Genomic DNA, 24,614 nt, shown 5'->3' with positions numbered 1-24,614 from the left:
ATGAAAATGGCGACAGGATTGATGGCGGTGCTACTGTTGTCTGGCAGTGCGCTGGCCATGGCATTGGGCCTGGATAGTGCCAAGTCACAGGGGCTCGTAGGGGAGCAACCAGATGGTTATCTGGGTGTTGTCAAGGCGACCCCGGATGCAGTGGAACTTGCCGCAGATATCAATGCGAAGCGCCGTGCGGCATACGACGCGATTGCCAAGAAGAACGGTGCCACCCTGGAGCAAGTGGCGATCCTGGCAGGACAGAAAGCCATTGAGAAGGCCGCGCCCGGAACCTTCATCAAGACCCCTGAGGGTCAGTGGATAAGACGGTAGTGCTCGGCGGGAGCACGAATACGACCCCGCCCGATCTATTGTGAATATCCGGTCAGAACCGATTCGAAATTATGGTCCGGTGGCGGTCTCAAGAGTCAAGTGCAACGTAGGACCTGGAGCCGGGTCCCGCGCTCGCCTTCGTCAATCGGTGGCCGGCGAAAGGCTCAGAAGGCCTTGCTGAGCTCCAGGCCGCCGTAGAAGGCGCGGGACTCGCCGGCAGTCTTCTTGACGCCGCCAAAGAACCCCACGCTGACCGTTTGCGTGACCGGGATGCCGGTCACTACCACCCCGCCCTGCGTGGAGTGGTAGTACGGATCGCCGTGCTTGATCAGCTCCACGCCGGCCCACGCCTTGCCGAAGACCTTGTAGAGCACGCGCCCGCGAGCCCAATATGCCTTCGGCCCGAAGTTGTAGGTGGCAAGCCCGTTGACCAGCCAGCGCTGCGCGAACTCCTGCTGCCCGAGCACGGTCAGCGCCAGGCCCCACTCGCCGCCATCGGAGCGGTTGTCGGCGCCTTCGGGCGAGACACGGTTGTAGCGGTAGCGCGCGCCGGCGGTGATTTCTGCCCAGCCGGTTTCCCAGCCCTTCTGCAGTCCCAGCGCGGCCTCGGCGGACTGGCCGTTGACCGTGACCTTGGTGTCGTTGGAGCCATAGCTGTAGTGATAGTCGCTGACCACGAACTTCTGCGTGAGATAAGGCACGGGCAGCGCGCTGCCGGTTACGCCGGCATACTCGCTGCGCTCTCCCCCGCCAGCCAGGCTGGCGCCGCCAAACAGCGTGCCTGCATGCGCAGGCACCACGACGGTGGCGGCCAGGCTGCCAAGCATGGCGATCACTGCGTTGCGTGCCAGGCCGGCGCGGCCCGGATGCTGCTTGCGCGTGTACCGCGTCATAGGGGGGTCCTTGTCAGGCCGCGGTGGCATGCGGCACGAAGTGATAGAGATGGAAGTCGCCGGTGGGCGTGGCCAGCTTCCCGGTCGGCGTCAGCCTGACGGTCTGCTCGGTAGGCTGGCCGGCCAGCGGCTGCCGCAGCAAGGTACCGGGATTGAGATCCAGCTCGATGCTGCTGAACAGCAGCGGAGCGGTCCCCTCGATGGTGGCGATGGCCACCGGCAGCATGCCCGAGCGCAACGGCTGCATCAGCAGGCCCGCGGCCCAGCTTTGTATCTGCGATGGTCCGCCGCCTTCCCGGCGCAGCAGTTCGGCCAGCCGCGTCAGCGGCGGTGTCTCGGTTTCCGTCAGGTTGCCCATGTCGAGCTGCAACCTGCTGCCAAAAAGAAAGGTCTCGAGCGCGCCGGTGTTGCCGCGCTCGCTCCACTGGAACTGCAGGCCAATTTGCGCCTGGCCACCGGCGCCACCGGCCTCGGGTGCGCGCTTGCTGACGAAGGTGGCCTGCGCCACGTCGCGCACGATCAGGTTGGGCAGGTGGATGGCGATGTCTACCATGCCGCCCCGCGAGAGCCCGGGCACGCCTTCGCCGCTGTAGAGCGCGCCGTTCGGGGACAGGTCCGAGGTCAGGCCAAGGTAAGAGTTGCCGTCCAGGGTCAGCGTCACCGGCAGCCGCAACGGGAACCGGTATTCCGTGCGCCGGTTGCTGGCATGGCGATGCGCGTACACCGCCACGATCACCGCGGTCAGCAGCGTGACAAAGGTCCAGAGAAAGGTCACGGCGCCGGCACCAAGCGGGATGCTGCCGGTATAAATCCGGTAAACGCCCACGGGCACGCTGGCCGCGGTCACGGCGGCAAGGAACAGCAGCGGCGACAGCCACAGCCACATCTTGCCGGTATCGGAAAACTGCTTGTCCGTCACCGCGAACGGGATGTTGCGCCGGAACAGACCGACACTGGTCGACATGAAGGCAAAGAACCTGGCCATGGCGTATTGCTCGCTGAGGAATAGCGAGTTGTAGCCCCGGCCCAGCTCGAGATGCACCAGCATCGACAGCAGGTAGTACAGGCAGAACAGCATCAGGAAGGTGTCGAGCGGTGCGGTGATCGGCAACTGGCCGGACAGGAACACCGCTGGCGGCGTGAGGAAAAACACCAGCTTCTGCCAGCCCTCGAAGAAGAACAGCGCCGAGGCCAGGTAGTTCAGCCGCTGGCCCAGCGTCAGGCCACGTGCGAACAGCACGTTCTCGCGGCGGAACACCTGCATCGCGCCCATGCCCCAGCGCATGCGCTGCTTCAGGTAGGTATCGATGCTGTGAGGAGCCAGGCCGAACGCCAGCGATTCGGCATAGTAGACGGAACGGTAGCCGCGCCTGTGCAGCTTGATCGCGGTGTGCACGTCTTCGGTGACCGTCTCGGTGGCGAAGCCGCCGATCTCCTGCACCGCCGAGCGCCGGATCACCGCGCAGCTGCCGCAGAAAAACGCGGCATTCAACGCGTCCTTGCCACGCTGGATGACCTTGAAAAACAGCGCCTGCTCGTCCCAGACCCGCTTCTTGCCGAGCCGGTGGTTGAAAGAGTCGATGTTGAAGAAGTCCTGCGGCGTCTGTACGAACGCGACGCCGGCGTCGCGGAAGAACCCGAGCGTCTTGACCAGGAAGTCCTTGCGCGGCGCGTGGTCGGCGTCGAAGATGGCGATGAAGTCGCCGCTGCTGAACTGCAGCGCATTGTTCAGGTTGCCGGCCTTTGCGTGCGCGTTGTTGTCGCGGACGAGGTAGCGGCAGCCGAGCGACTCGGCCAGCTTGCGCATGCTGTCGCGGCGGCCATCGTCCAGCAGCCAGGTCTCGTGCGGGTAGTCCATCCGCTTCGCTGCCAGCAGCGTGCGGCGCAACAGCTCCACCGATTCGTTGTAGGTCGGCACGAACACGTCGACCTTCAGCCCCGCTACCGGCGGCACCGATTCGCGCACGCTGAGCCGGTAGGTCATCAGCACGAACAACAGACCGCTCAGGTAGCCATACACCTCGGCGGCATAGAGCGGGATGGACAGCCACGGCGCGGCCAGGTTGATCGTGGTGACCCGCCATGCCATGTAGATCAGGCCGCAGGCAATATACACGGCGACCAGCCAGGCGATATAGCGTTTGGGCTGCTCCGTTTTCATGTTGGCGTCAGGATCCGTCGTGCCGTAGTGCGATTTGGGTTGGCCGCTGCGGCAACTGCCTGCGCCGATGACTACGCGACCCGGGCCATTCGGATGACATCGCGCGGCCTGGCCAGCTACGACATCCTTTGCACATTTAGCATAGAAGACATTTGCGCATCGCGTGACGATATGCGTACATTTTTTCGCGATGGAAAATCAAGACGTGGGTAGCGTGCGAATCCTGACTGTTAGCGAAATGGTTGCCTTGCTGCTTCGAAGCAAAGCCCGCCGCATTCGCCGCAAGAAGTGTGGCTTTCGCCACATTGCGGGAGGTGCAGGGGTCGATTCGCCCATCGGCACCTTGCGGCGCGGCGCGGCAGCCAGATCGACGCCCCGGATCGACTGGCGCCGCCCTTCCCTACGCTACCCTGGCTGGCGTCAGCCGTCCTTGAACAGGAAGCTGTAGGCGTTCAGCGCGGGGGCGCCGCCAAGGTGGGCGTACAGCACGCGGGAGCCCTCCGGAAACTCGCCGCGCCGCACCATGTCGATCATGCCGTGCATGGATTTGCCTTCGTAGACCGGGTCGGTCATCACGCCTTCCAGCCGCGCGCAGAGGCGGATGGCCTCGAGCGTACCTTCGGACGGCAAGCCATATTCCGGACCGCCGTAACGCGTATCCAGCACGACATCCTTTTCGGCAATATCGCGGCCGAGATCGACCAGTTCCGCGGTATGCCGTGCAATACGCAGGATCTGTGCGCGGGTCTGCGCCGGTTTGGCGGAGGCGTCGATGCCGATCACGCAGTCGGCGCGGCCATCCGCGGCGAAGCCGACCACCATGCCAGCCTGCGTACTGCCCGTGACCGAGCAGACCACGATGTAATCGAACTTGAATCCGAGCTGGGCTTCCTGCGCGCGCACTTCCTCCGCAAAGCCGACAAAGCCGAGGCCGCCCAGCGGGTGCTCCGAACAGCCAGCCGGGATCGGGTACGGCTTGCCGCCCGCGTCGCGCACGCTCTGCATGGCATCCTCCCAGCTCGGGCGGATGCCGATGTCAAAGCCGTCCGCCACCAGCCGCACGTCGGCGCCCATCATTCGCGACATCTGGATATTGCCGACGCGGTCGTACACGGCGTCCCAGTAGTTCACCCAGTTTTCCTGCACCAGCACGCATTTCATGCCGAGATGGGCCGCCACGGCAGCCACCTGGCGCGTCTGGTTCGACTGGATGCCACCGATCGACACCAGCGTATCGGCGCCCTGCTCCAGCGCGTCAGGCACCAGGTATTCCAGCTTGCGCGTCTTGTTGCCGCCGAAGGCCAGACCGCTGTTGCAGTCTTCGCGCTTGGCATAGAGCTGCACCTTGCCGCCCAGGTGTTCGCTCAGGCGTTTCAGCGGATGGATTGGCGTGGGACCGAAAGTCAGCGGGTAGCGGGGAAAGCGGTCGAGGTTCACGGCTTCTTCTCCGGATGGGTGCGTTGAGAGGTGGTGGCACCGCCGTCCCTGAGGGGGGAGGCGCTGCGTTCAGTGAAATGGTAGGCAATTGCCGGCGAAACGTGCTTGCAAAGATCTGCGCTTCATCACACCATTAGGCAGCTATCCTGATCCTCTGCCTACAGTAGTTGCGTAAATATGGCCACCCGCAAAACAAAAATTCGCGCTGATCTCGCCGCTCCCCCGGAACCCGCGCCAGTGCTGGATCGCACGGACAAGGCCATACTCCGCCTGTTGCAGAAAGACGCCTCGCTGTCGAACGTGGCGCTCGCGGCCAAGGTGAACCTGAGCCCGCCCGCCTGCCTGCGGCGGGTGGAGCGGCTGAAGGAATCGGGGCTGATCCGGGGCGTCGTCGCGTTACTGAACCCGGTCGCGCTGGACGCGGGCATGCTGGTGATCATCGGCGTGGTGCTGGACCGCTCCACGCCGGAATCGTTTGCGGCCTTCGAGAAAGCCGCGCAGAAGGTGTCCGGCTGCATGGAGTGCCATGTGGTGACCGGCGAGTTCGACTACTTCCTGATGGTGCGCACCCGCGACAGCGAGAGCTTCAACCGCCTGCATGCGGAACAGTTGCTGTACCTGCCGGGGGTGAGGCAGATCCGCTCGTTCATGGTGCTCAAGCAGGTGTTGTCGACGACGCAGTTTCCGGTGTAGGGGGAAGCGGTGACAAGCCCTAGCGCGCGCTGCCAGCCGCGAGCGACCCGTCCAGCGCCTCCAATATCCGATACGCCGCCTTCAGCCGATCCGGCACCGGGAAGTTCTTGTTTGCCAGCATCACGATGCCGATGTTCCTGGCGGGAACAAACACCACATAGGCGCCGAACCCGCTGGTCGATCCGGTCTTGTTGACCAGCACATTCGTCTTCGGCAGCGCCGGCGGATCGAGCCTGGTCACCGGATTGGCTTCGAACACGACCTGCGACGAACTTCCGGCAAGCAGGCTGTCGAGCCGGGTCGGATAGTCATACATCTCCCATCCCAGTCCCTGCACCATATCGCCAACCTTGACGTATCCGGTATGCGTGCCGGCAATCGCACGTTGCCAGGTCTGGTCCAGCCCTGCCCCGTTCATATTGGCCTCGACATAGCGGATCATATCGGCCGCCGTCGTCTTGACGCCGTAGGCTTCTGAATCCAGCACGCCGGGCTTCACGCGGACCTGCTTGTCGTCCTTGGTGTAGCCATAGGCGTAGTCAGCCATCCGCGCCTGCGGGATACGGATATAGGTTTGCTGCAGGCCCAGCGCCGGAAACAGCGTCTTTTCCATCAGGTCGTCGAAGGGCTGGCCCATGCTCCGGGCGGCCAGGTAGCCGAACAGGCCGATGCTCGGATTGGAGTAGCGGCGATGGGTGCCGGGCGCATAGTCCGGGCGCCAGCTCCTGAAATAGGCGACCATCTTTTCCTGGTCGGTCACGGCACCCGGGAATTGCAGCGGCAGGCCACCCGCCGTATAGGTGCCAAGATCGACCAGGCGGATCGCATCGAAACTGCTGCCGGCCAGCGCGGGCAGGTATTTGCTGGCCTTGTCGGACAACGACAGGTTGCCGCGCACCTGGGCGTAGGAAGCCAGCGTCGCGGTGAAGGTCTTGCTGATCGAGCCGATCTCGAAAATGGTGTGTTCGGTCACGCTCTTGCCGCCTTGCTTCGCGGTGACGCCATAGTTGAAGAAGTCGCGCTTGCCGCCGACCGTGACCGCTACGGCCATGCCGGGCACGTGGTTGGCCTTCATGACGGGGCGGATGGCGGCGTCGACGGTGCGCTGGAGCTGGCCCTGCTCGCTGCTTCCGGCGGCGTGGGCAGTGGCCCCGCAGAGCAGGCACGCGGCGACGAGGGTTCTGATGCTTGCGGTGAGAATCTTTTTCATATCAGACACTTAGACCATAGGTTCGGAGCTGGCTGCCCACTCATCCCAATACGGCGGACTCCCGATCGCCGCCCGCACGCATTCCGCAAATGCCCGCAACCGCGCCGACACGCGCCGCCCTTCAGGATGGGCAATGTAGATGGCTTCCTGCTCCGCCTGCAAGCCGATCTCGATCACTGCCAGCGTGCCGCGCCGGATGGCATCGCCGACGATAAAGGTGGGCAGCAGCGCGATGCCGACGCCGGCTTCGGCGGCGTCACGCATCATGTCGCCGTTGTTGACGCGCAGCGCGACGGCGGCACGGGCGATCTCGGTGCCGCTGGCGCCTTGCAGGCGCCAGTCGGCGGCGCCGCGATTGGCGTAAAAAATGCCACGGTGCCGCTCCAGGTCTGCCAGGGTGGCCGGGATGCCCATTTGCGCGAGATAGCCGGGCGATGCCACCAGCAGGCGGCGGCTGGGCGCTAACTGCCATGCCACCAGCCGTGAGCTCTCCAGCGGGCCGTGGCGCACGACGGCGTCGTAGCTGTCGGTGGCGGCGTCGACGCGGCGATCATCGAGATCGAGCGTCAGTTCCAGTTCCGGGTGCCGCGCCACGAAGGGATAGAGTGCCGGCCCAAGGTGCATGCGACCGAACGTGACCGGCGCGGAAATGCGCAGCGTCCCGGCCAGGCTGCCCCGCCGCTCGGCCACGTCGGTGGCTGCCGCCTCCACCTCGTCCAGGATGCGCGTGGCGCGCTTCAGGAAAGCGGCGCCGTCCTCGGTCAGCGTCAGGCGGCGCGTGGTCCGGCGCAGCAGGTTTGCGCCCATGGCTTTCTCGAGCTCGGCCAGGCGCTCGCTGACGACGGACTTTGAGAGATTCAGGCGCCGGGCGGCCTCGCTGATGGAGCCGGCCTCGACCACGGCGGCAAAGCTGGCGACGCCTTCGAGCTTGATCATTGTTCGGGATATCCGGAAAGTTGTTCCGCGATCTGCAGTCTAGTGCGAACCCGGGCGGCTGCCCATACTGGATTCACAAGGCAGCCGGATGTCCTGGCTGTCGTGACACTGACATGGCGCCGCGGCCCCCTACCCTTGGGCCCGGCGCCTGAATGGAGATCGATCATGGGACGTTTGTCTGACAAAGTTGCCCTCATTACCGGCGCCAGCTCCGGCATCGGCCGCGCCACCGCCTTGCTGTTCGCCGCGCAGGGCGCCAGGGTAGTGGTCGGTGCCCGGCGCCAGGCCGAACTCGACAGCCTGGTAGCGCAAATCCGCGAAGCCGGCGGCGATGCCGTGGCGCTGGCCGGCGACGTGCGGAGCGAAGACTACGCCAGCGCACTGGTGGCGTTGGCGGTGGAGCGCTACGGCCGGCTGGACATCGCCTTCAACAATGCGGGCACGCTGGGCGAAGGCGGCCCCAGCACCGAGGTATCGGCCGAGGGCTGGAACGACACCATCGCCATCAACCTGACCGGCTCGTTCCTGGGCGCCAAGCACCAGATCGCGCAGATGCTCAAACATGGCGGCGGCTCGGTGATCTTTACGTCCACGTTTGTCGGCTATACCGTTGCCTTCCCCGGGGTGGCGGCCTATGCGGCCAGCAAGTCCGGGCTGATCGGCCTGACACAGGCATTGGCGTCCGAGTTCGGGCCACAGGGCATCCGGGTCAATGCGATCCTGCCGGGCGCGGTGGATACGGACATGTACCGCACCATGAACGACACCGCCGAGTCCCAGTCATTCATCACCAACCTGCACGCGCTCAAGCGCGTGGCCACGCCGGAAGAGCTGGCCCGTTCGGTGCTGTACCTGGCGTCGGACGACTCGTCGTTCGTCACCGGCACGGCCTCGCTGGCCGATGGCGGGGTGTCTATCACGCGCACCTGAACGGCTGCGGCCCGGACCGGCCGTCCTCAGCCCATCTTTACCAGGTTCAACCCAGGCAGCGGCCCGCCAGGAAACTGCGCGAGCCGCCCGCCCACTTCCAGCTTGCCCAGGTCGATGCCGAAGAAGCCCAGCCGCTCGACCAGCGCCGCCACCTCGGCTTTAGCGCCGGCGTCATCGCCCGAATAGAACAGCACGCGCCGCCCACCTTCCCTGCCAGGATCGCCAGACAGCAGCTCAGGCTGCAGATGGTTGAAGGCCTTCACCACGCGCGCGCCCGGCACCATGCCGGCAAAGACCTCGCTGGACAACCGCCCGTTCAGCTCGGCGGGCCGGAACAGCGGCGCCTCGATCGGGTTGTTGGCGTCGATGACGATGCGCCCGCCAAAGTCCGGAAGCCCGGCCAGCGCCTGCGGCAGCCGCGACCAGTTCACCGCGACCAGCACGATATCCTGCGCCGCGGCCTGCTCGCGCGTGGCGGCGCGCACGGAAGGCCCGAGTTCCCCGAGTTCCCCGAGTTCCTTTACCAGCGCCTGCAGCGATTCAGGGCCGCGACTGTTGGCGATCACCGCCTTGATGCCGTGGCGCGCCAGCGTCCGCGCGAAAGCCGTGCCGATGGCGCCGGCGCCGATGATGCCGATGGTCTTGTCGTTCATGATGGTTCTCCGGGTCCTTTCTCTCGGCCGATCACGCCGTGAAGCCGCCGTCGGCGACGATATCCGCGCCGGTCACGAACGACGATTCCGGGCCGGCGAGGAACGCCACTACGTTGGCGATCTCATCGGGCTTGCCATAGCGGCCGATGGCAATGCCGGGGCCGACGATCTTGCTGACCGGGCCGCCGTCGGGATTCATTTCCGTATCGGTCGGGCCGGGATGGACGGTATTGACGGTGATGCCGCGCGGTCCGAGGTCGCGCACCAGGCTGCGGTTGAAGCCGCTGATCGCCCCCTTGGTCAGCGTGTACAGCGACGCCGTCGGAAAGGCGGCATAGCGCGTCATCGACGAGCCGATATGGATCACGCGGCCACCGCTTCGCATATGGCGCACCGCCTCCTGCGTGGCGACGAAGACCCCGGTTACGTTGACGGCGATCATGCGCTCGTAGGTGTCGAAGTCGATGTCCTCGATCGCCCCGCCCAGCCCCAGGCCGGCGTTGTTGACCAAGATATCCAGCCCGTCAAAGGCCTCTGCCGTGGCAGCCACGGCGGCACGCACCGCGGCGGGATTGCCGGCATCGGCTTCGATGGCTAAGGCGCGCCCGCCGGCTTCTTCGATCTCCCGGACCACCGCACGGGCCTTGTCGGGCGAGGCGCTGTAGGTCAGCGCCACGGCGGCACCGTCGGCGGCCAGGCGGCGGGCGATGGCCGCGCCGATCGAGCGGGAGCCGCCGGTGACCAGGGCGGTCTTGCCGGACAGCGGGAGGGTGTGGTTTGCAGTCATTTGGAACTCCGTTGTGTGAAGGTGTGAACGGAGTATGGGTCGCTGATTACCCGTTGATTAGCCGGTAATGAATGGAATTATTTTCAAGCAATGGTGTAAGCTGAATTCCATGGAAACCCTGGCCAACCTGGAATCGTTCATCCGCAGCGCGGAAACCGGCAGCTTCTCGGCCGCGGGCCGGCGGCTGGCGCTGACGCCCGCCGCGGTCAGCCGCAACGTGGCGACGCTCGAGCGCAACCTCGGCGTGCGGCTGTTCCAGCGCTCCACGCGCAAGCTGACATTGACCGAAGCAGGCGAGCGCTTCCTGGCGGCGATCGGCGGCAACCTGGACGCGCTGCAGGCCGCGATCACCGGCGCCTCGGCCGACCAGGGCGAACCCGCCGGCGTGCTGAAGGTGAGCCTGGCGCCAACCTTCGGCGTGACGCACGTAATGCCGTTGCTGCCGGAATTCCTTGCCCGCTACCCCGCCATCCGCCCCGAATGGCATTTCGAAAACCGTGCCGCCGACCTGATCGCCGAGGGCTATGACGCGGCCATCGGCGGCGGCTTCGAGCTTGCGCCCGGACTGGTCTCACGCACGCTGGCGCCGGCGCATATCGTCGCGGTGGCATCGCCTGCCTACCTGCGCGGACGGGCGCTGCCGACCGACCCGGCAGGGCTTGCCGGGCTCGATGGCATCGTGATGCGCTCCACGCGCACTGGCCGTGCGCGGCACTGGGCGATGCGCAATGCGGCCGGCACGGAAGTCTCCACTGCGCTTACCGAGCGGATCGTCGTCAACGATCCTTCGGCCATGCGCGAAGCCGCGTTGCTGGGCCTGGGCGTGACACTGCTGGCAGTGCCTGACGTGCTGCCGTGGCTGGAGCGCGGCCAGCTGGTGCGCGTGCTGCCGCGCTGGTATGCCGATGCGGGCGCGATCTCGCTCTACTACCCGACCCGAACGCTGTTGCCGGCCAAGACGCGCGTCTTTATCGACTACGTGGTGGAGGCGTTCCGACGCGAACGGCTGGCGCAGCGCTTCGCCGGCAGCCTGGGCTAACCCGACTTTATCCGCCGCCAACGTCATCGTTCTGTCATCCGCCCCCGCCAGAATGCGCAGGTCATTCACGTCAGGGAGTCGACATGACGCACGCAATTGAAGTCCGCGGGCTTTCGAAATCGTTCCGCGCCGACCGCAAGGCGCTTGACGATGTCACGCTGCACATCGCGCCAGGCGAGATGGTCGCCCTGCTGGGTGCATCGGGTTCGGGCAAGTCCACACTGTTGCGTCACGTAGCCGGGTTTGTCACCGGCGACGCCGGCGCTGGCGAGATCCTCGTCAACGGCCGTCACGTGCAGCGCAATGGCCGCCTGGCCGGCAACGTGCGCAAGGTGCGCGGTGAAATCGGCTTTATTTTCCAGCAATTCAACCTGGTCGGCCGCCTTCCGGTCATCACCAACGTGCTGGCCGGCATGCTGGCCCGCGTGCCCAAGTGGCGCAGCCTGCTGCGCATTTTCAAGGCCGATGAAGTGCAGTCCGGGCTCGATGCGCTTGCGCAAGTTGGTATAGACGACTATGCCTTTCAGCGCGCTTCGACGCTGTCCGGCGGCCAGCAGCAACGCGCGGCCATCGCCCGCACGCTGGTGCAGAACGCCCGTGTGATCCTGGCCGACGAGCCGATCGCCTCGCTCGATCCGGAATCGTCGCGCCGCGTGATGTCGTTGCTCAGGCAGATCAACCGCACCCGCAAGGTGGCGGTGCTGGTGTCGCTGCACCAGGTGGATGTGGCGATGCGCTACTGCCCGCGCGTGGTGGCGCTGCGCCACGGCAAGGTGGTCTACGACGGCCCCTCCGCGGCGCTGACGCCGGGCATGCTGCGCGACCTCTACGGCACCGAGGCCGACGAATTGTTGCTCGATTCCGTGCCGGACGAGGACGAAGCTGCCGCGGCCATGCCTGCGCCGGCGATGGTCACGATGAACCTGGCGGCGGCCTGAGCGCCCCGCTATCGCTGCGCTAACTCGCAGCCTTAACCCCCACGCCTTTCCCAACGGAGTTGTCCATGCTTCGCAGAACCTTTATCGCCGCAGTGGCCTCGGGCCTGGTCGCCCTGCCCGCCTTTGCGCAAGACGCCAAAAGCCTGAGCATCGGCTTTATCTCGACTGAATCGTCGTCGAACCTGAAGAGTGCGTGGCAGCCGCTGATCGACGATCTCAGCAAGACGCTGGGCGTGCCGGTCAAGCCGTTCTTCGCTTCCGACTACGCCGGCATCATCGAAGGCATGCGCTTTAACAAGGTGCAGATCGCGTGGTTCGGCAACAAGTCCGCGATGGAAGCGGTGGACCGCGCCAGCGGCGAGGTCTTTGCTTCGGTGATCGACAAGGACGGCAATCCTGGGTACTGGTCGCTGCTGATCGTCAACAAGGACAGCGACCTGAAGAGCGTCGAGGACGTGATCAAGCGTGGCAAGGACCTGAGCTACGGCGCCGGCGATCCCAATTCCACCTCGGGCACCGCCGTGCCGGGCTACTACCTGTGGACCGTCAACAAGGTCGAGCCCAAGACGCTGTTCAAGGCCGTGCGCATCGGCAACCACGAAACCAACCTGCTGTCGGTGCTGAACAAGCAGGTCGACGTGGCCGTGAACAACACCGAGAACCTGGAGCGCTACCGCATCAACACGGGCAAGAATGCCTATGACCAGGTGCGCGTGCTGTGGAAGTCCCCGCTGATCCCGGCCGATCCGATGGTCTATCGCAAGGACCTGTCGCCCGAGCTGAAGAAGAAGATCCAGACCTTCTTCGTCAACTACGGCAAGGGCACCGACGCCGCGCGTGAAAAGCAGGTGCTGGCCACGCTGACCTACCAGGGCTTCCGCGCCTCGAGCGACGCGCAGCTGGTACCGATCCGCCAGATCGAGCTGGCCCGCGAGAAGGCCAAGATCGAAACGGATACGACTTTGGCCGCCGCCGACAAGGAAAAACGCCTGGCCGACGTCAGCCGCCGCCTCGCCGAGCTGGACAAGGCCGCTGCCACCAGCGCGCAATAAGCCTCACCCCGCAGGGGCCGGCGCGCTGCCGGCCCCGCGTCGTCTTTTTCTGTTGCCTGATTCGGATTGCCCATGACTGCCACCGCCACGCCCGGCCTGCCCCCTTCGCCCCAAAGCAACGTCCGGCCGCCGCGCACCTCGCTTGCGCTGATGCTGACCTGGGCGGTGGTGCTGGCCTTGCTCGCCATGTCCTGGCAAGGCGCCGACATGCGCCCGCTGGACCTGCTGCGCGATTCCGACAACATGGCGAAGTTTGCCGCCGACTTCTTCCCGCCTGACTTCCGCGACTGGCGCCACTACCTGGACGAGATGCTGGTCACCGTCCAGATCGCGCTGTGGGGCACGGCCCTGGCCGTGGCGATGGCGGTGCCGCTGGGCCTGCTGTGCTCGGCCAATATCGTCCCCGCGTGGGTCTACCAGCCGGCGCGCCGCGTGATGGACGCCTGCCGCGCCATCAACGAAATGGTCTTTGCGATGCTGTTTATCGTGGCCGTCGGACTGGGGCCGTTCGCCGGCGTGCTGGCGATCTGGATCCACACCACCGGCGTGCTGGCCAAGCTGTTTGCCGAAGCCGTGGAAGCCATCGATCCGCGCCCGGTCGAAGGCGTGCGCGCTACTGGCGCGGGCCCGATCGAGGAGATCGTCTACGGTGTGATCCCGCAGGTGCTGCCGCTGTGGCTGTCGTTCGCGCTGTACCGTTTCGAGTCGAACGTGCGTTCGGCCTCGGTGGTCGGCATTGTCGGCGCGGGCGGCATCGGCACGGTGCTGTGGGAGATTATCCGCAGCTTCCAGTATGGACAGACCTGCGCCGTGATGATCATCATCATCCTGTTCGTGTCGGCCATCGACATCCTTTCCGCACAAATCCGCAAGGTACTGGTCTGATCCCCATGCTCACGCTCTCCCGCATCGACACCCCGTGCATCGCTGAACCGGTCCTGGCCCTGCGCGAGGTGCGCGGCTCCGACGCCGAGCTGCGGCACCTGTCCGCGCTGCTGGCCGCGATGGACGGCGAACCGCCGCTGCCGCTGGCCACGATCCGCGAGCGCTATGCCACCATGCGCCGCTACCCCGATTATCGGTGCTACCTGATGGTGGATGAGAACGAGATACCGCTCGGCACCTTCAGCCTGCTGGTCTTCCCGGTGATGGTCCATGCTGGCCGCCCCGAGGCGATAGTCGAGGCCGTGGTGGTGGCGCCGTCGGCGCGCGGCATGGGCGTAGGCAAGGCGATGATGCGCGAGGCGATGCGCCTGGCGCGGGAAGCCGGCGCGGCCAAGCTGGCGTTGTCGTCGAACGCGCGGCGCTTGCAGGCGCACCGGTTCTATCGCGGGCTCGGGTTCACCGAGCACGGCATCAGCTTCAGTATCGAGCTCTGAACCTCAGGCCGAAGGCGCTACCGTGGAGGTGGCGCCCACCAGTTGTGCAAACGCATCCGCGGATGTTTGCAGCGCCCCGCTGTTGTCGATCTCGACCACGCTGCACCCTGCCGGCACTTCGAACGCCTGTCCCGCGCGGGCGAGCCGCCGGGCAATCGCCTCTTCCGATTCCCGGCCACGCTGGCGCAGGCGTGCGGCCAGCACTTCCGGTTTCACGCGCACGTGCACCGCACACAGCTGCGGATAGCGCGCCACGGCTTGCGGCAGGTACTCGCGCGAGCCATTGACGATCACGGTCAGGCCCTGCGCCAGCCACTGCTCGATCTCGACGCCAATGCCGTAGTGCAATCCGTGGCTGTGCCAGTTCAGCGCCAGGCAGCCCAGCGCCTTGCGCCGCTGGAATTCATCGGCGGAAAGCGCTACCGACGCCTCGTTGTCATCGGCCGCGCGCGTGATATAGCGATGCGCCACCACGATGCGGTCGTCCGGGCCCAGGCGCTCGCGCAGCGCCCGCAGGAGCGAATCCTTGCCGCTGCCGGACGGGCCCATCACATAGAACAGGCCGCGGCCGTCGGTCGAGGAACGGACGCTCATGCTTGCAGGTACGCCGCGCCGGCGCCATCGGTGGTGCTGCCGTCAAAGCCATAGTGGCGCGCGACGATAAAGTCGTCGCCCCGCCGCGGCTGCACGAACACACTGATGCCGTCCACATGGAGCGGCGTTTCCAGCAGCTTGCCGCCGGTGGCGGACAGGCACGCCAGTGCGGCGGCTTCATTGGCGGCATCGAGCATGCCGGTCAGCGTGATGTGGAAGATGAAAGTATCGAACACGTAGGGGTAGCCCCACGCATTCAGCATGCGGCGCTCGTCTGGCGTCAGGCGCTCCGGCTTGCGCCTGGCGAGCTCATCCGTGGTGGGCGGTGCGCGGAAGCGCTCGAACGCCAGCACGCAGGCATCGGCCAGCGCATGCATGGCGCGCGAGCCGCCATCGTCCAGGCACCACGCGATAAAGGTCCGCAGCGCGCGCAGTGCCAGCGGCGTGTCGAACGTCTCGCGGCCACGGGCGAAGTCCCGTGCGGCGGCGTCGAGCATCGGCCCATCGGTGCCATCGGCAAGCCGGAACGGCGGCTTCAGCGTGGCGTGCAGGCCGTAGTGCGCCGGGGCCTTGACCCAGTCGGCGGGTGGCGGCGTCATGTCTGGCGGCATGGGCCGCGCGGCGCCGGTATCGGCATCGCGGCCCAGCCACTGGCTGCCAAAGGTCCGGAACGGTTCGGCCGGCGCGAGATAGATGGCGTAGCGGTGCGCTGGCATGCTCATGCGGCCAGCGTGCCGGCATCGGCGAGATCGACAAACGGCAGGAACCCTGCCGCATGCTTCAGTTCGCCGTTGACGATGGTGGCGCAGACGCGCGGCAGGCCGGGCTGGCGGTCGTCGACCAGAATGGCGTCGGCGCGCTGGCCCGCGGCCAGCGTGCCGCGATCGCGCAGGCCGGCGGCACGCGCCGGGTTGCGCGAGACCAGCTGCCATGCGCCGGGCAGGTCCAGCATGCCCAGTTGCGCCAGCCGGAACGCGGCCTGCAGCGGCGCCGGATAGTTGTAGTCGGAGGCCAGCACCGTGCACAGGCCGGCGGCCACCATCTCGGTCGCATTGGGTGCGCCGGTATGGCTGGTGCCGCGCACCACGTTGGGCGCGCCGAACACGATATCGTCGCCCAGTTGCCGGGCCAGCGTAGCGGCTTCGATGGTCAGCGGGAACTCGGCGATGCGGCAGCCGCGGCGGTGGTAGTGCTGGCGCGTGGTCACGTCGGGATCGTCATGCGATGCCACCGGCAGGCCCGCATCGCGCGCGGCGGCAATCACCCGCGACATCGCCTGCGGCACCTCCTGCGCATTGGCACTGGCCTTGCGCAGCCGGTTGCGGAAGGTCTCGACGTCGCACTCGGCGCGCTCCGCATACTGCTGCATCTTGCGTTCGTCGCCCATGCGGCGCGCCATCACCGGCAGGTGGTCGTTGATGGCGAGCAGGTCCACGCGTCGGGCAGCGATCCACGACAGCGCGGTCTCCACGCCGGCAAGGTGGTAGGCCTCGAAGCGCAGGTGGATCTTGTGCGCGGCGCCGAGCACCGGCCCAAGCTGCGCGATGGCGTCGAACATGCGCAGCGCATACGCCTCGCCGCGCAGACCGCCCTCCCACGACAGCGTCACACCGTGGAATGCGGTGGTGATGCCGTTCGCCAGCAACTGGCGATCGACGTCGAGCAGCGCCGCCGGGTACGGGAAGCTGACCCCGGGGCGCGGCATCACCGCGCGCTCGAAGGCATCGCCGTGGATGTCGACGATGCCCGGCAGCACCAGCAGGTCGCCGGCATCGAGGCAAGGGCCGGACTGCGGCGCCTGCGGCGCCACGGTGCCGTCGCGAAAACCCAGCGTTGCCGGACCAGGGCCGGCGGCGCCCAGCACGCGGCGGCCCATGATGCCGGCCAGCGGGAGCGATTGAGGTTGGTGGATCGTGTGCATGGACGACACGTTAGCGATGGCAGATGACAGACAGATGTCTAGACCAATGTGTCCGGCGGGCGACTGGCTTCAGTCGCTGTCGGACACCGTGAGTTGCACCCAGTCGCCGGCAAAGCGCGTCACGCTATATTGCACCGGCGCGCCGTCGATATCGACATTGAGCGCCTCGACCTGCAGGATCGGCCGCGTTTTCGGCTGGTTCAGCAGCCGTGCCACCGGCGCGCTGGGCATGGCGGCGGTGATGCGCGACCACTTGCGGGTGTAGTCGGCAATGCCGAAATGCGCGAGCGCGCGCGAAACCGATTGCTTGTCGCGCAGCACCGCGTCGATGCCTGGGAAGCGCTTGAGGTCGAAGTAATGCTCGGCGACGTCGATGGTGCGGTCCTCGGCCTTGCCAAGCATCTGCACGTGCAGGATCTCCGCGGTGCGCGGCAGCTCCAGGTGCCTGGCCACGTCGGGCGCGCGCACCAGCTGGCTGTCCAGGATCTCGGTATGCCCGCGCATGCCCTGCGCGGCGAGGTTCTGCGAGAAGCGCGTGCGCCGCCCGATCGCATAGTCGATCGCATGCTCCTGCACGAAGGTGCCGCGGCCCTGCTCGATCCGTACCAGCCCGCTCAGCTCCAGCTCACCCATGGCGCGGCGGATGGTGTGGCGGTTTACGGCAAAGCGCGTGGCCAGTTCCGGCTCCGGCGGCAGCTGCTCGCCGGGCAGGTACAGCTTCTTGCGGATGTCGTCCGCCAGCGCCTCGCCGATCTGGCGCCACACCGCGACGCCGGAACCCCGTTCTACTTCCCGATCAGACATCTTGCCCTGCCCTCGTGTCATCAAGCGTTCATACATGCCATGCGATTGTGCCTCAGTTGCGCCGCCCTGTCGGGGTGCCCGACCACACTTGCAAGCCGTCATCAAACGTTCATCTGCCTGTGGTCTAGTAGCGGCGTGTTCAGGCAACGACATCTAAACGTATAGACGTATAGGGGTGATGATGCAAAGCGAAACTGCCGGTCCAGCCGGCTCAACCGGCACGGAGGCCAATGAAGCCAACGCCCGCGCCGCGTGGCTGCGGGTGCTGGCAACAGCGCCAACGGACGCGCTTGATGCCGCCTATACGCGGCTTGGCCAGGCCGCGGCCGTGCCCGCCTGGCGCCTGCTGCGCAAGCCGGAATCCGGCATGGCGATGGTCCGGGCCCGCGCCGGCGGCACCGGCGCCCAGTTCAACCTGGGGGAAATCACGGTGACGCGCTGCGCGGTGGTGCTGGAAGACGGCGATGCCGCCGGCACCGCGGGCGTGGCCTATATCCAGGGCCGCAGCGCGCGCCACGCGGAGCAGGCGGCCGTGCTGGACGCGTTGCTGCAGCGTCCCGCCTGGCACCAGCGCGTGCAGGAGATCGTGCTGGCGCCGCTGGCCAGCGCTCATGCCGAACGCGCGGCGCAGCAGGCCGCCACCGCTGCCCAAACGCGTGTCGAGTTCTTCACCATGGTCCGGGGAGAGGACTGACATGACATCCGCCCAATCGCTCCTGACGACCCCGGCCGCCTCGCTGGTGGCGGGTTTCAACAACCCCGTCGACGATGCCCAGCAGGTATTCCGCGCCACGCTGCACGCGTTCGCCCATCCGGGCCGGCTGCAGACGCTGCCCGTTACCAGCGGCCTGCCCGATGGCCTGTCGCCGGCGCTGGCCGCGCTACTGCTGACGCTGGCCGATCCGGACACCCCGGTCTGGTTGCCTGCCGATGTGCCCGCCGCGGCGCGCGCGTTCCTGCGCTTTCACTGTGGCTGCCCAATGACCGATGCCCCCGGTGCCGCCGCCTTCGTCTGCGTGCCGGCGGGTTACGCCATGCCCGCGCTGGCTGACTGCGCGCAGGGCGATCCGGCCTTTCCGGACCGCTCGGCCACGCTGATGGTGGAAGTCGCCGCGCTTGGCGATGGCGACACGCTGACGCTGCGCGGCCCCGGCATCGAGACCACGCAAACGCTGCGGGTGGCCGGCCTGCCGGCGGACTTCCGCGCCGCCTGGCGCGCCAACAACGCCGGCTTCCCGCTCGGCGTGGACCTGCTGCTGGCCAGCGGCGACCGATTCTGCGCGCTGACGCGCACCACGCACGTGGAGGACTGACATGTACGTAGCCGTCAAGGGGGGCGAACGCGCCATCCTCAACTCCTACCAGATGCTCGATATGTACCGCCGCGGCGACACGGCGGTGCCGGAGCTCACGCTGGCCCAGATCCGCGAACAGATGCCGCTGGCAGTATCGCGCGTGATGGCCGAGGGCTCGCTGTACGACCCGCACCTGGCCGCACTGGCGCTGAAGCAGGCCGCCGGCGACCAGATCGAGGCGATCTTCCTGCTGCGCGCGTACCGCACCACGCTGGCGCGTTTTGGCTATACGCAGCCGGTCGATACCGGGGCGATGCGGCTGCAGCGGCGGATCTCGTCCACCTTCAAGGACGTGCCGGGCGGACAGATATTGGGGCCGACCTACGACTACACGCAGCGCCTGCTGGACTTCTCGCTCGAAGCCGGCCGCGATCCCGAGCCGCTGCCGCCGTCGGCCGAGCCCGTCGCCACCAGCATGCCGCGCGTCACCGGCCTGCTGGAAGCCGAAGCGCTGGTCGAAGCCGATGCGATCCCCGCCGGCGACCCGGCCCCGCCGGACCTGACGCGCGAACCGCTGACCTTCCCCGCCAGCCGCGCCGCACGCCTGCAGAACCTGGCGCGCGCCGATGAAGGCTTCCTGCTGTCGATGGGCTATTCCACGCAGCGCGGCTACGGCAACTCGCACCCGTTCGCGGCCGAGATCCGCTACGGCACGGCGGAAGTCGAATTGTTCGTCGAGGAGCTCGGCTTCGCCGTGACGATCGGCGAGATCGAGCTGACCGAATGCCAGATGGTCAGCCAGTTCGCCGGCAGCGCCGACGAAGCGCCGCGCTTCACGCGCGGCTATGGGCTGGCGTTCGGCTACAACGAGCGCAAGGCGATGTCGATGGCGCTGGTGGACCGTGCCATGCGCGCCGAAGAGCTCGGCGAAGCCGCCGACGCCCCCGCCAACGATATCGAATTCATGCTGTACCACAGCGACAACGTCGAGGCCTCCGGCTTCGTGCAGCACCTGAAGCTGCCCCACTACGTGGACTTCCAGACCAACCTGGAACTGCTGCGCCGCCTGCGTGCGGAGCAGGAAGCCAGCCCGGCCACAGCGCCGGCGCAGGCTGCACCGCAGGCCCAGCCGCAAGAGGAGACGGTGGCATGACAACCGCGAACGCATCCCCCACCGCGGGCATCGCCCGCGACGACCACTACAACTTCGGCTACCTCGACGAATCGACCAAGCGCATGCTGCGCCGCGCGCTGCTCAAGGCCGTGGCGATTCCCGGCTACCAGGTCCCGTTCGGCAGCCGCGAAATGCCGCTGCCCTACGGCTGGGGCACGGGCGGCATCCAGGTCACCGCCGCCATCATCGGCAAGCCGGACGTGCTCAAGGTGATCGACCAGGGCTCGGACGACACCACCAACGCCATCAATATCCGCCGCTTCTTCGGCCGCGTGACCGGCGTGCAGACCACCGAGCGCACCGCCGAAGCCAGCATCATCCAGACCCGCCACCGCATTCCGGAAACGCCGCTGCGCGCGGGCCAGACCATGGTGTTCCAGGTGCCTATCCCCGAGCCGCTGCGCTGGCTGGAGCCGAGCGAGGGCGAGACCCGCACCATGCACGCGCTGTCCGAATACGGCGCGATGCACGTCAAGCTCTATGAAGACATTGCCCATCACGGGCATATCGCCACCACCTACGACTATCCCGTGATCGTCAACCAGCGCTACATGATGCGGCCATCGCCGATCCCCAAGTTCGACAACCCCAAGCTCGACCGCAGCCCCGCGCTGATGCTGTTCGGCGCCGGGCGCGAGAAGCGCGTCTATGCGGTGCCGCCGTACACCTCGGTCAAGAGCCTGGACTTTGTCGACCACCCCTTTACCGTAGAGAAGTGGTCTAGCTGCTGCGCGCAATGCGGCGCCACCGACAGCTACCTCGACGAAATCATCACCGACGATGCCGGCACGCGCATGTTCGTATGCTCGGACACCGAGTACTGCGCCGACCGCCAGGCGGAACAAGCCGTGAAGACGGCCGCGGGAGGTGCCCGATGAGCGCAACCCCGCTGCTGTCGGTGCGCAACCTGACGCGCACCTGGGACGGCGTGCATGGCTGCCATGACGTCAGTTTCAATCTCTACCCGGGCGAAGTGCTGTGCGTGGTGGGCGAATCGGGCTCCGGCAAGAGCACGTTGCTGCAGGCCCTGTCGATGCAGGCGCCGCCGCAGCGCGGCAGCGTCAGCTACGACATGCGCGAGTCCGGCCTGACCGACCTGGCCACGCTGTCCAGCGCGCGCATGCGGCTGCTGGCCCGCACCGACTGGGGCTTCGTGCGCCAGCACGCGCGCGACGGCCTGCGCATGCAGGTCAGCGCCGGCGCCAATATCGCCGAGCGGCTGATGGCCGTGGGCGAGCGCCACTACGGCAACCTGCGCGAAGTCGCCGGCGCCTGGCTCGAAAAGATGGAAATCGACCTGGCCCGCCTCGACGACGTGCCCGGCACTTTCTCCGGCGGCATGCAGCAGCGCCTGCAGATCGCGCGCAACCTGGTCACGCATCCGCGGCTGGTGTTCATGGACGAACCGACGGCGTCGCTCGATGTCTCGGTGCAGGCGCGTCTGCTGGACCTGCTGCGCCGCCTGGTGTCCGACCTGGGCCTCGCTGCCATCCTGGTCACGCACGACCTGGCCGTGGCGCGCCTGCTGGCGCACCGCACGCTGGTCATGCAGGGCGGCCGCGTGGTCGAGCAAGGCCTGACCGACCAGATCCTCGACGACCCGCAGCACCCCTACACGCAGTTGCTGGTCTCCTCCATCCTGCAAGGCTGACGACGATGCAAGCAGAGAATGCACAGAAGCTGATCGAGGTCCGCGGCCTCGGCAAGATGTTTACGCTGCACAACCAGGGCGGCATCCGCCTGCCGGTGCTGCGCGCCATCGATTTCGACGCGGCGCGGGGCGAATGCCTGGTGCTGTCGGGCCTGTCGGGCACCGGCAAGAGCACACTGCTGCGCTGCCTGTATGGCAACTACCTGGCCACCGAAGGCAGCATCCGGCTGCGCGACACCAGCGCCGACGGCGAGCCGTGGGTCGAGCTGACCAACGCCCCCGAGCAACGCGTGCTGAAGCTGCGCCGCGACGTGATCGGCTACGTCAGCCAGTTCCTGCGGGCGATTCCGCGCGTGTCGGCACGGGACGTGGTGGCCGATCCGCTGCAACAGCGCGGCGCCAGCCATGAAGAAGCCCGCGCCCGCGCCGAGGTGTTGCTGGCGCGCCTGAATCTGCCGCGCCGCCTGTGGGAGCTGCCGCCAGCCACCTTCTCCGGCGGCGAGCAGCAGCGCGTGAATATCGCGCGCGGCCTGATCGGCGGTCACCCGATCCTGCTGCTCGACGAGCCGACCGCATCGCTCGATGCCGACAACCGTGCGGTCGTGATCGCGCTGATCCGCGAGGCGCTGGCCGAAGGCCGCGCACTGATCGGCATCTTCCACGACGACGCCGTGCGCGATGCCGTGGCCACGCGCCTGCTGCCGCTGCAAGCGGCCACCGCCCTTGCCTGACAGGAACCCGCACATGCCTGCTACCTACCTGACGCACGCCACCCTGGTGCTGCCCGACCGCGTGCTGCACGACAGCGCGCTGCTGATCGAGGATGGCCACATCGCTGCCATCGAACCGGCAGCGGTACCGGCGCACGCCACCGAGCTCGACCTGCACGGCCACACCGTGATGCCGGGGCTGGTCGACGTGCATTGCGACGCCATCGAGAAAGAGGTCGAGCCGCGCGCCAACGTGCTGTTTCCGCTGGATTTCGCTGTGGCGCAGGTGGACCGCCGCAATGCCGCGGCCGGCATCACCACGCCGTACCACGCGCTGTCGTTCGCGGGCAGCCACTTTGGTGTGCGCAATGTCGATACGGCGGCCACGCTGGTGCGCACCGTGGCCGCCTATCGTCGCCACAGCCTGGTCGACAACCGCATCCACTGCCGCTATGAAGTGACCGACGCCAGCGCCGTGCCGGTACTGGAAATGCTGATGGCCGAGGGCGTGGTCGACCTGCTGTCCGTGATGGACCATTCGCCGGGCCAGGGACAGTTCAAGACGCTGGATGCCTACCTGGCCTACATGATGGGCAACCACGGCATGAGCCGGGAGGAAGCCGCCGAAGCCGCCGGAAAGAAGGCGGCAGCGCTGGAAGGCGCGCACGAGCGCGTCAACCGCCTGGTGGCCAGTGCGCAGCAGCTTGGCATCCCCACGGCCAGCCATGACGACGATTCGCCGCAACGGATCGCTGCCATGCAGGCGCTGGGCGTGCGCATGAGCGAATTCCCCATCAACCTGGAGACGGCGCAGGCCGCCTGCGCACAGGCGCTGCCGACCATCCTGGGCGCGCCCAATGTGCTGCGCGGCAAGAGCCAGAGCGGCTCCATGCGCGCCATCGACGCAATTCACATGGGCGTTGGCACGATCCTGTGCTCGGACTACCAGCCGTCCACGCTGATCGCTGCCGCCTATACCGCAGCGCGGCAGGCCGGGTTGACGCTGAACGAGGCGCTGTCGCTAGTCACGGCCAATCCCGCCGATGCCTGCCTGCTCAGCGACCGCGGCCGCCTGGCGCCCGGACTGCGCGCCGACGTGATCGCGGTGGCCAGCGTGGCGGGCCAGCCGATGGTCACGCATACGTGGTCGGGCGGGCGGCTGGTCTTTGCCACGGGCTACCCCTCGGTGCGGCATGTGGCTGATGACGAATCGTTGCCGCGCGAAACCGCGGTGCGAGAGCTGGCCTAAGCGGCCGCGAACCCCAGCGCCGTGCTGACCGCGCGCGCCTCGCGCCGCACGGCGCTGCCGATGGGTCCGTCGATGGCCGGGTCGAAGCCGCCGGTGGCGCCCAGCGCGGTCAGTACCGCGCAGACACGGCCGGTGTAGTCGCGCACCGGCGCGGCCACGGCGCTGATGCCGGTCAGGTTGGTGTCGCGCACCCACGCGCAGTCATCGGCCTGCACCGCGCGGCGCAGCGCGCCGATGGGATCCTTGCGTTCGAGCTGCGCCAGCCGCGCCGGGCTGGCTTCGGCCAGTTCCTCTTCTGCCTGGGCCAGCACGCGCTTCTCGTCGAGCAGCCCCAGGAATACGCGGCCAGTGGCTGACCACAGCAGCGGCATCACCGAGCCCGCGCGCACGTTCACCGTGACCGGCAGCCCCGGTTCCTCGAAGCGCATGATGGTCGGCCCCTTGTTGCCCATCACCGCGACAAAACAGGTCACTTCCAGCGTTTCGCGCAGCCGCACCAGCGAAGCCTCGGCCAGCCGGATCGGATCGGCCTGCCGCATCGCCGCCATGCCGATCTGCAGCGCCTCGAAGCCCAGGTGGTACTGCTGCGTGCCGGCCTCCTGCGCCACAAAGCCTTCTTCCACCAGGCTCACCAGGTAGCGATGGACCTTGGCGGGGCTTTCGTCGATGTGGGTGGCCAGCGCGGTCAGGCTGGCGCGACCACCCAGCCGGGCCAGGCCCTTCAGCACCGCCATGCCGGTGACGGCCGATTGCACACGCTGGCGGCGTTCGCGCGGGCGCGGGG

27 protein-coding genes are annotated in these 24,614 nt (G+C 67.2%); 15 read left to right on the top strand and 12 right to left on the bottom strand.

The window, feature by feature from the left end; translation table 11 throughout:
* On the top strand, positions 1–324 hold the full coding sequence (locus AB1I47_RS21755) for a YdbL family probable chaperone protein (protein WP_354685796.1): 324 nt from the start codon (positions 1–3) through the stop codon (positions 322–324).
* 164 nt (positions 325–488) lie between these two features.
* On the opposite strand, the gene bcsS is transcribed toward AB1I47_RS21755, so the two are convergent.
* From bcsS to AB1I47_RS21740, 3 genes are all read right to left on the bottom strand, one after another.
* Complete coding sequence (gene bcsS, locus AB1I47_RS21750; protein ID WP_354685795.1) at positions 489–1,217, bottom strand: cellulose biosynthesis protein BcsS; 729 nt, start codon at positions 1,215–1,217, stop codon at positions 489–491.
* Between the two features lie 13 nt (positions 1,218–1,230).
* The gene (locus AB1I47_RS21745) at positions 1,231–3,378 is read right to left on the bottom strand and encodes a glycosyltransferase (protein ID WP_354685794.1); all 2,148 of its coding nucleotides are present in this window, start codon (positions 3,376–3,378) and stop codon (positions 1,231–1,233) included.
* Positions 3,379–3,798: 420 nt separating this feature from the next.
* Positions 3,799–4,815 carry a 1-aminocyclopropane-1-carboxylate deaminase gene (locus AB1I47_RS21740; RefSeq protein WP_354685793.1) on the bottom strand — a complete coding sequence of 339 codons (1,017 nt, stop codon included), beginning with the start codon at positions 4,813–4,815 and terminating at the stop codon, positions 3,799–3,801.
* Positions 4,816–4,992: 177 nt separating this feature from the next.
* Here AB1I47_RS21740 and AB1I47_RS21735 point away from each other — a divergent pair, with 177 nt between their 5' ends.
* On the top strand, positions 4,993–5,508 hold the full coding sequence (locus tag AB1I47_RS21735) for an Lrp/AsnC family transcriptional regulator (RefSeq protein WP_354685792.1): 516 nt from the start codon (positions 4,993–4,995) through the stop codon (positions 5,506–5,508).
* Between the two features lie 19 nt (positions 5,509–5,527).
* Here the strand turns inward: AB1I47_RS21735 and ampC are convergent, their stop codons facing one another.
* Positions 5,528–6,718: a class C beta-lactamase gene (gene ampC, locus AB1I47_RS21730; protein WP_354685791.1), complete on the bottom strand. Its 1,191-nt coding sequence runs from the start codon at positions 6,716–6,718 to the stop codon at positions 5,528–5,530.
* 9 nt (positions 6,719–6,727) lie between these two features.
* Positions 6,728–7,654: a LysR family transcriptional regulator gene (locus AB1I47_RS21725; RefSeq protein ID WP_354685790.1), complete on the bottom strand. Its 927-nt coding sequence runs from the start codon at positions 7,652–7,654 to the stop codon at positions 6,728–6,730.
* A 165-nt stretch (positions 7,655–7,819) separates the two neighbouring features.
* Between AB1I47_RS21725 and AB1I47_RS21720 the strand changes: the two genes are divergently transcribed.
* The gene (locus tag AB1I47_RS21720; RefSeq protein WP_354685789.1) at positions 7,820–8,584 is read left to right on the top strand and encodes an SDR family oxidoreductase; all 765 of its coding nucleotides are present in this window, start codon (positions 7,820–7,822) and stop codon (positions 8,582–8,584) included.
* A gap of 26 nt (positions 8,585–8,610) precedes the next feature.
* On the opposite strand, the gene AB1I47_RS21715 is transcribed toward AB1I47_RS21720, so the two are convergent.
* Positions 8,611–9,300 carry an NADPH-dependent F420 reductase gene (locus AB1I47_RS21715; RefSeq protein ID WP_354685819.1) on the bottom strand — a complete coding sequence of 230 codons (690 nt, stop codon included), beginning with the start codon at positions 9,298–9,300 and terminating at the stop codon, positions 8,611–8,613.
* Entirely contained in the window at positions 9,269–10,024 is a 756-nt protein-coding gene (locus AB1I47_RS21710; protein WP_354685788.1) for an SDR family NAD(P)-dependent oxidoreductase, read from the bottom strand. The genes AB1I47_RS21715 and AB1I47_RS21710 overlap by 32 nt, the downstream gene beginning before the upstream one ends.
* A gap of 109 nt (positions 10,025–10,133) precedes the next feature.
* Here AB1I47_RS21710 and AB1I47_RS21705 point away from each other — a divergent pair, with 109 nt between their 5' ends.
* From AB1I47_RS21705 to AB1I47_RS21685, 5 genes are all read left to right on the top strand, one after another.
* Positions 10,134–11,063 (top strand): LysR family transcriptional regulator, encoded by a 930-nt coding sequence (locus AB1I47_RS21705; RefSeq protein WP_354685787.1) that lies wholly within the window; start codon positions 10,134–10,136, stop codon positions 11,061–11,063.
* An 83-nt stretch (positions 11,064–11,146) separates the two neighbouring features.
* On the top strand, positions 11,147–12,001 hold the full coding sequence (phnC, locus tag AB1I47_RS21700; protein ID WP_354685786.1) for a phosphonate ABC transporter ATP-binding protein: 855 nt from the start codon (positions 11,147–11,149) through the stop codon (positions 11,999–12,001).
* Between the two features lie 65 nt (positions 12,002–12,066).
* Positions 12,067–13,053: a phosphonate ABC transporter substrate-binding protein gene (gene phnD, locus AB1I47_RS21695; RefSeq protein WP_354685785.1), complete on the top strand. Its 987-nt coding sequence runs from the start codon at positions 12,067–12,069 to the stop codon at positions 13,051–13,053.
* Positions 13,054–13,125: 72 nt separating this feature from the next.
* A complete protein-coding gene (phnE, locus tag AB1I47_RS21690) occupies positions 13,126–13,938 on the top strand; it encodes a phosphonate ABC transporter, permease protein PhnE (RefSeq protein WP_354685784.1) in 813 nt (270 codons plus the stop codon).
* Between the two features lie 5 nt (positions 13,939–13,943).
* On the top strand, positions 13,944–14,432 hold the full coding sequence (locus AB1I47_RS21685) for a GNAT family N-acetyltransferase (RefSeq protein WP_354685783.1): 489 nt from the start codon (positions 13,944–13,946) through the stop codon (positions 14,430–14,432).
* A gap of 3 nt (positions 14,433–14,435) precedes the next feature.
* Here the strand turns inward: AB1I47_RS21685 and phnN are convergent, their stop codons facing one another.
* From phnN to phnF, 4 genes are all read right to left on the bottom strand, one after another.
* Positions 14,436–15,026, bottom strand: a complete 591-nt coding sequence (phnN, locus tag AB1I47_RS21680; RefSeq protein ID WP_354685782.1) for a phosphonate metabolism protein/1,5-bisphosphokinase (PRPP-forming) PhnN — start codon at positions 15,024–15,026, stop codon at positions 14,436–14,438.
* Entirely contained in the window at positions 15,023–15,748 is a 726-nt protein-coding gene (locus AB1I47_RS21675) for a DUF1045 domain-containing protein (RefSeq protein ID WP_354685781.1), read from the bottom strand. Before AB1I47_RS21675 ends, phnN begins: the two co-directional genes overlap by 4 nt.
* Positions 15,745–16,947, bottom strand: coding sequence for an alpha-D-ribose 1-methylphosphonate 5-triphosphate diphosphatase (locus tag AB1I47_RS21670; protein WP_354685780.1), 1,203 nt, complete (start codon positions 16,945–16,947; stop codon positions 15,745–15,747). The genes AB1I47_RS21675 and AB1I47_RS21670 overlap by 4 nt, the downstream gene beginning before the upstream one ends.
* A gap of 69 nt (positions 16,948–17,016) precedes the next feature.
* Positions 17,017–17,751: a phosphonate metabolism transcriptional regulator PhnF gene (phnF, locus tag AB1I47_RS21665; protein WP_354685779.1), complete on the bottom strand. Its 735-nt coding sequence runs from the start codon at positions 17,749–17,751 to the stop codon at positions 17,017–17,019.
* 178 nt (positions 17,752–17,929) lie between these two features.
* On the opposite strand from phnF, the gene phnG reads away from it, so the two are divergent.
* From phnG to AB1I47_RS21630, 7 genes are read left to right on the top strand one after another with little or no spacing between them, the layout of a single operon-like run.
* Positions 17,930–18,445, top strand: a complete 516-nt coding sequence (phnG, locus tag AB1I47_RS21660) for a phosphonate C-P lyase system protein PhnG (RefSeq protein WP_407935879.1) — start codon at positions 17,930–17,932, stop codon at positions 18,443–18,445.
* A 1-nt stretch (position 18,446) separates the two neighbouring features.
* Entirely contained in the window at positions 18,447–19,064 is a 618-nt protein-coding gene (gene phnH, locus AB1I47_RS21655; RefSeq protein WP_354685777.1) for a phosphonate C-P lyase system protein PhnH, read from the top strand.
* Position 19,065: 1 nt separating this feature from the next.
* Positions 19,066–20,199 carry a carbon-phosphorus lyase complex subunit gene (locus tag AB1I47_RS21650; RefSeq protein WP_354685776.1) on the top strand — a complete coding sequence of 378 codons (1,134 nt, stop codon included), beginning with the start codon at positions 19,066–19,068 and terminating at the stop codon, positions 20,197–20,199.
* Positions 20,196–21,098: an alpha-D-ribose 1-methylphosphonate 5-phosphate C-P-lyase PhnJ gene (locus AB1I47_RS21645; RefSeq protein ID WP_354685775.1), complete on the top strand. Its 903-nt coding sequence runs from the start codon at positions 20,196–20,198 to the stop codon at positions 21,096–21,098. Before AB1I47_RS21650 ends, AB1I47_RS21645 begins: the two co-directional genes overlap by 4 nt.
* Positions 21,095–21,871: a phosphonate C-P lyase system protein PhnK gene (gene phnK / locus AB1I47_RS21640; RefSeq protein ID WP_354685774.1), complete on the top strand. Its 777-nt coding sequence runs from the start codon at positions 21,095–21,097 to the stop codon at positions 21,869–21,871. Before AB1I47_RS21645 ends, phnK begins: the two co-directional genes overlap by 4 nt.
* Positions 21,872–21,876: 5 nt before the next feature.
* On the top strand, positions 21,877–22,602 hold the full coding sequence (phnL, locus tag AB1I47_RS21635) for a phosphonate C-P lyase system protein PhnL (protein ID WP_354685773.1): 726 nt from the start codon (positions 21,877–21,879) through the stop codon (positions 22,600–22,602).
* A 13-nt stretch (positions 22,603–22,615) separates the two neighbouring features.
* Positions 22,616–23,830 carry an alpha-D-ribose 1-methylphosphonate 5-triphosphate diphosphatase gene (locus tag AB1I47_RS21630; protein ID WP_354685772.1) on the top strand — a complete coding sequence of 405 codons (1,215 nt, stop codon included), beginning with the start codon at positions 22,616–22,618 and terminating at the stop codon, positions 23,828–23,830.
* On the opposite strand, the gene AB1I47_RS21625 is transcribed toward AB1I47_RS21630, so the two are convergent.
* The coding region (locus AB1I47_RS21625) for an IclR family transcriptional regulator (RefSeq protein WP_354685771.1) at positions 23,827–24,614 on the bottom strand (788 nt) is incomplete at its 5' end. The genes AB1I47_RS21630 and AB1I47_RS21625 overlap by 4 nt on opposite strands.

Source organism: Cupriavidus necator, from assembly GCF_040578825.1.
Taxonomy (GTDB): Bacteria; Pseudomonadota; Gammaproteobacteria; order Burkholderiales; family Burkholderiaceae; genus Cupriavidus; species Cupriavidus necator_E.
The sequence above is the reverse complement of the archived record's forward strand: the minus strand, read 5'-3'. Positions and strand labels throughout refer to the sequence as shown.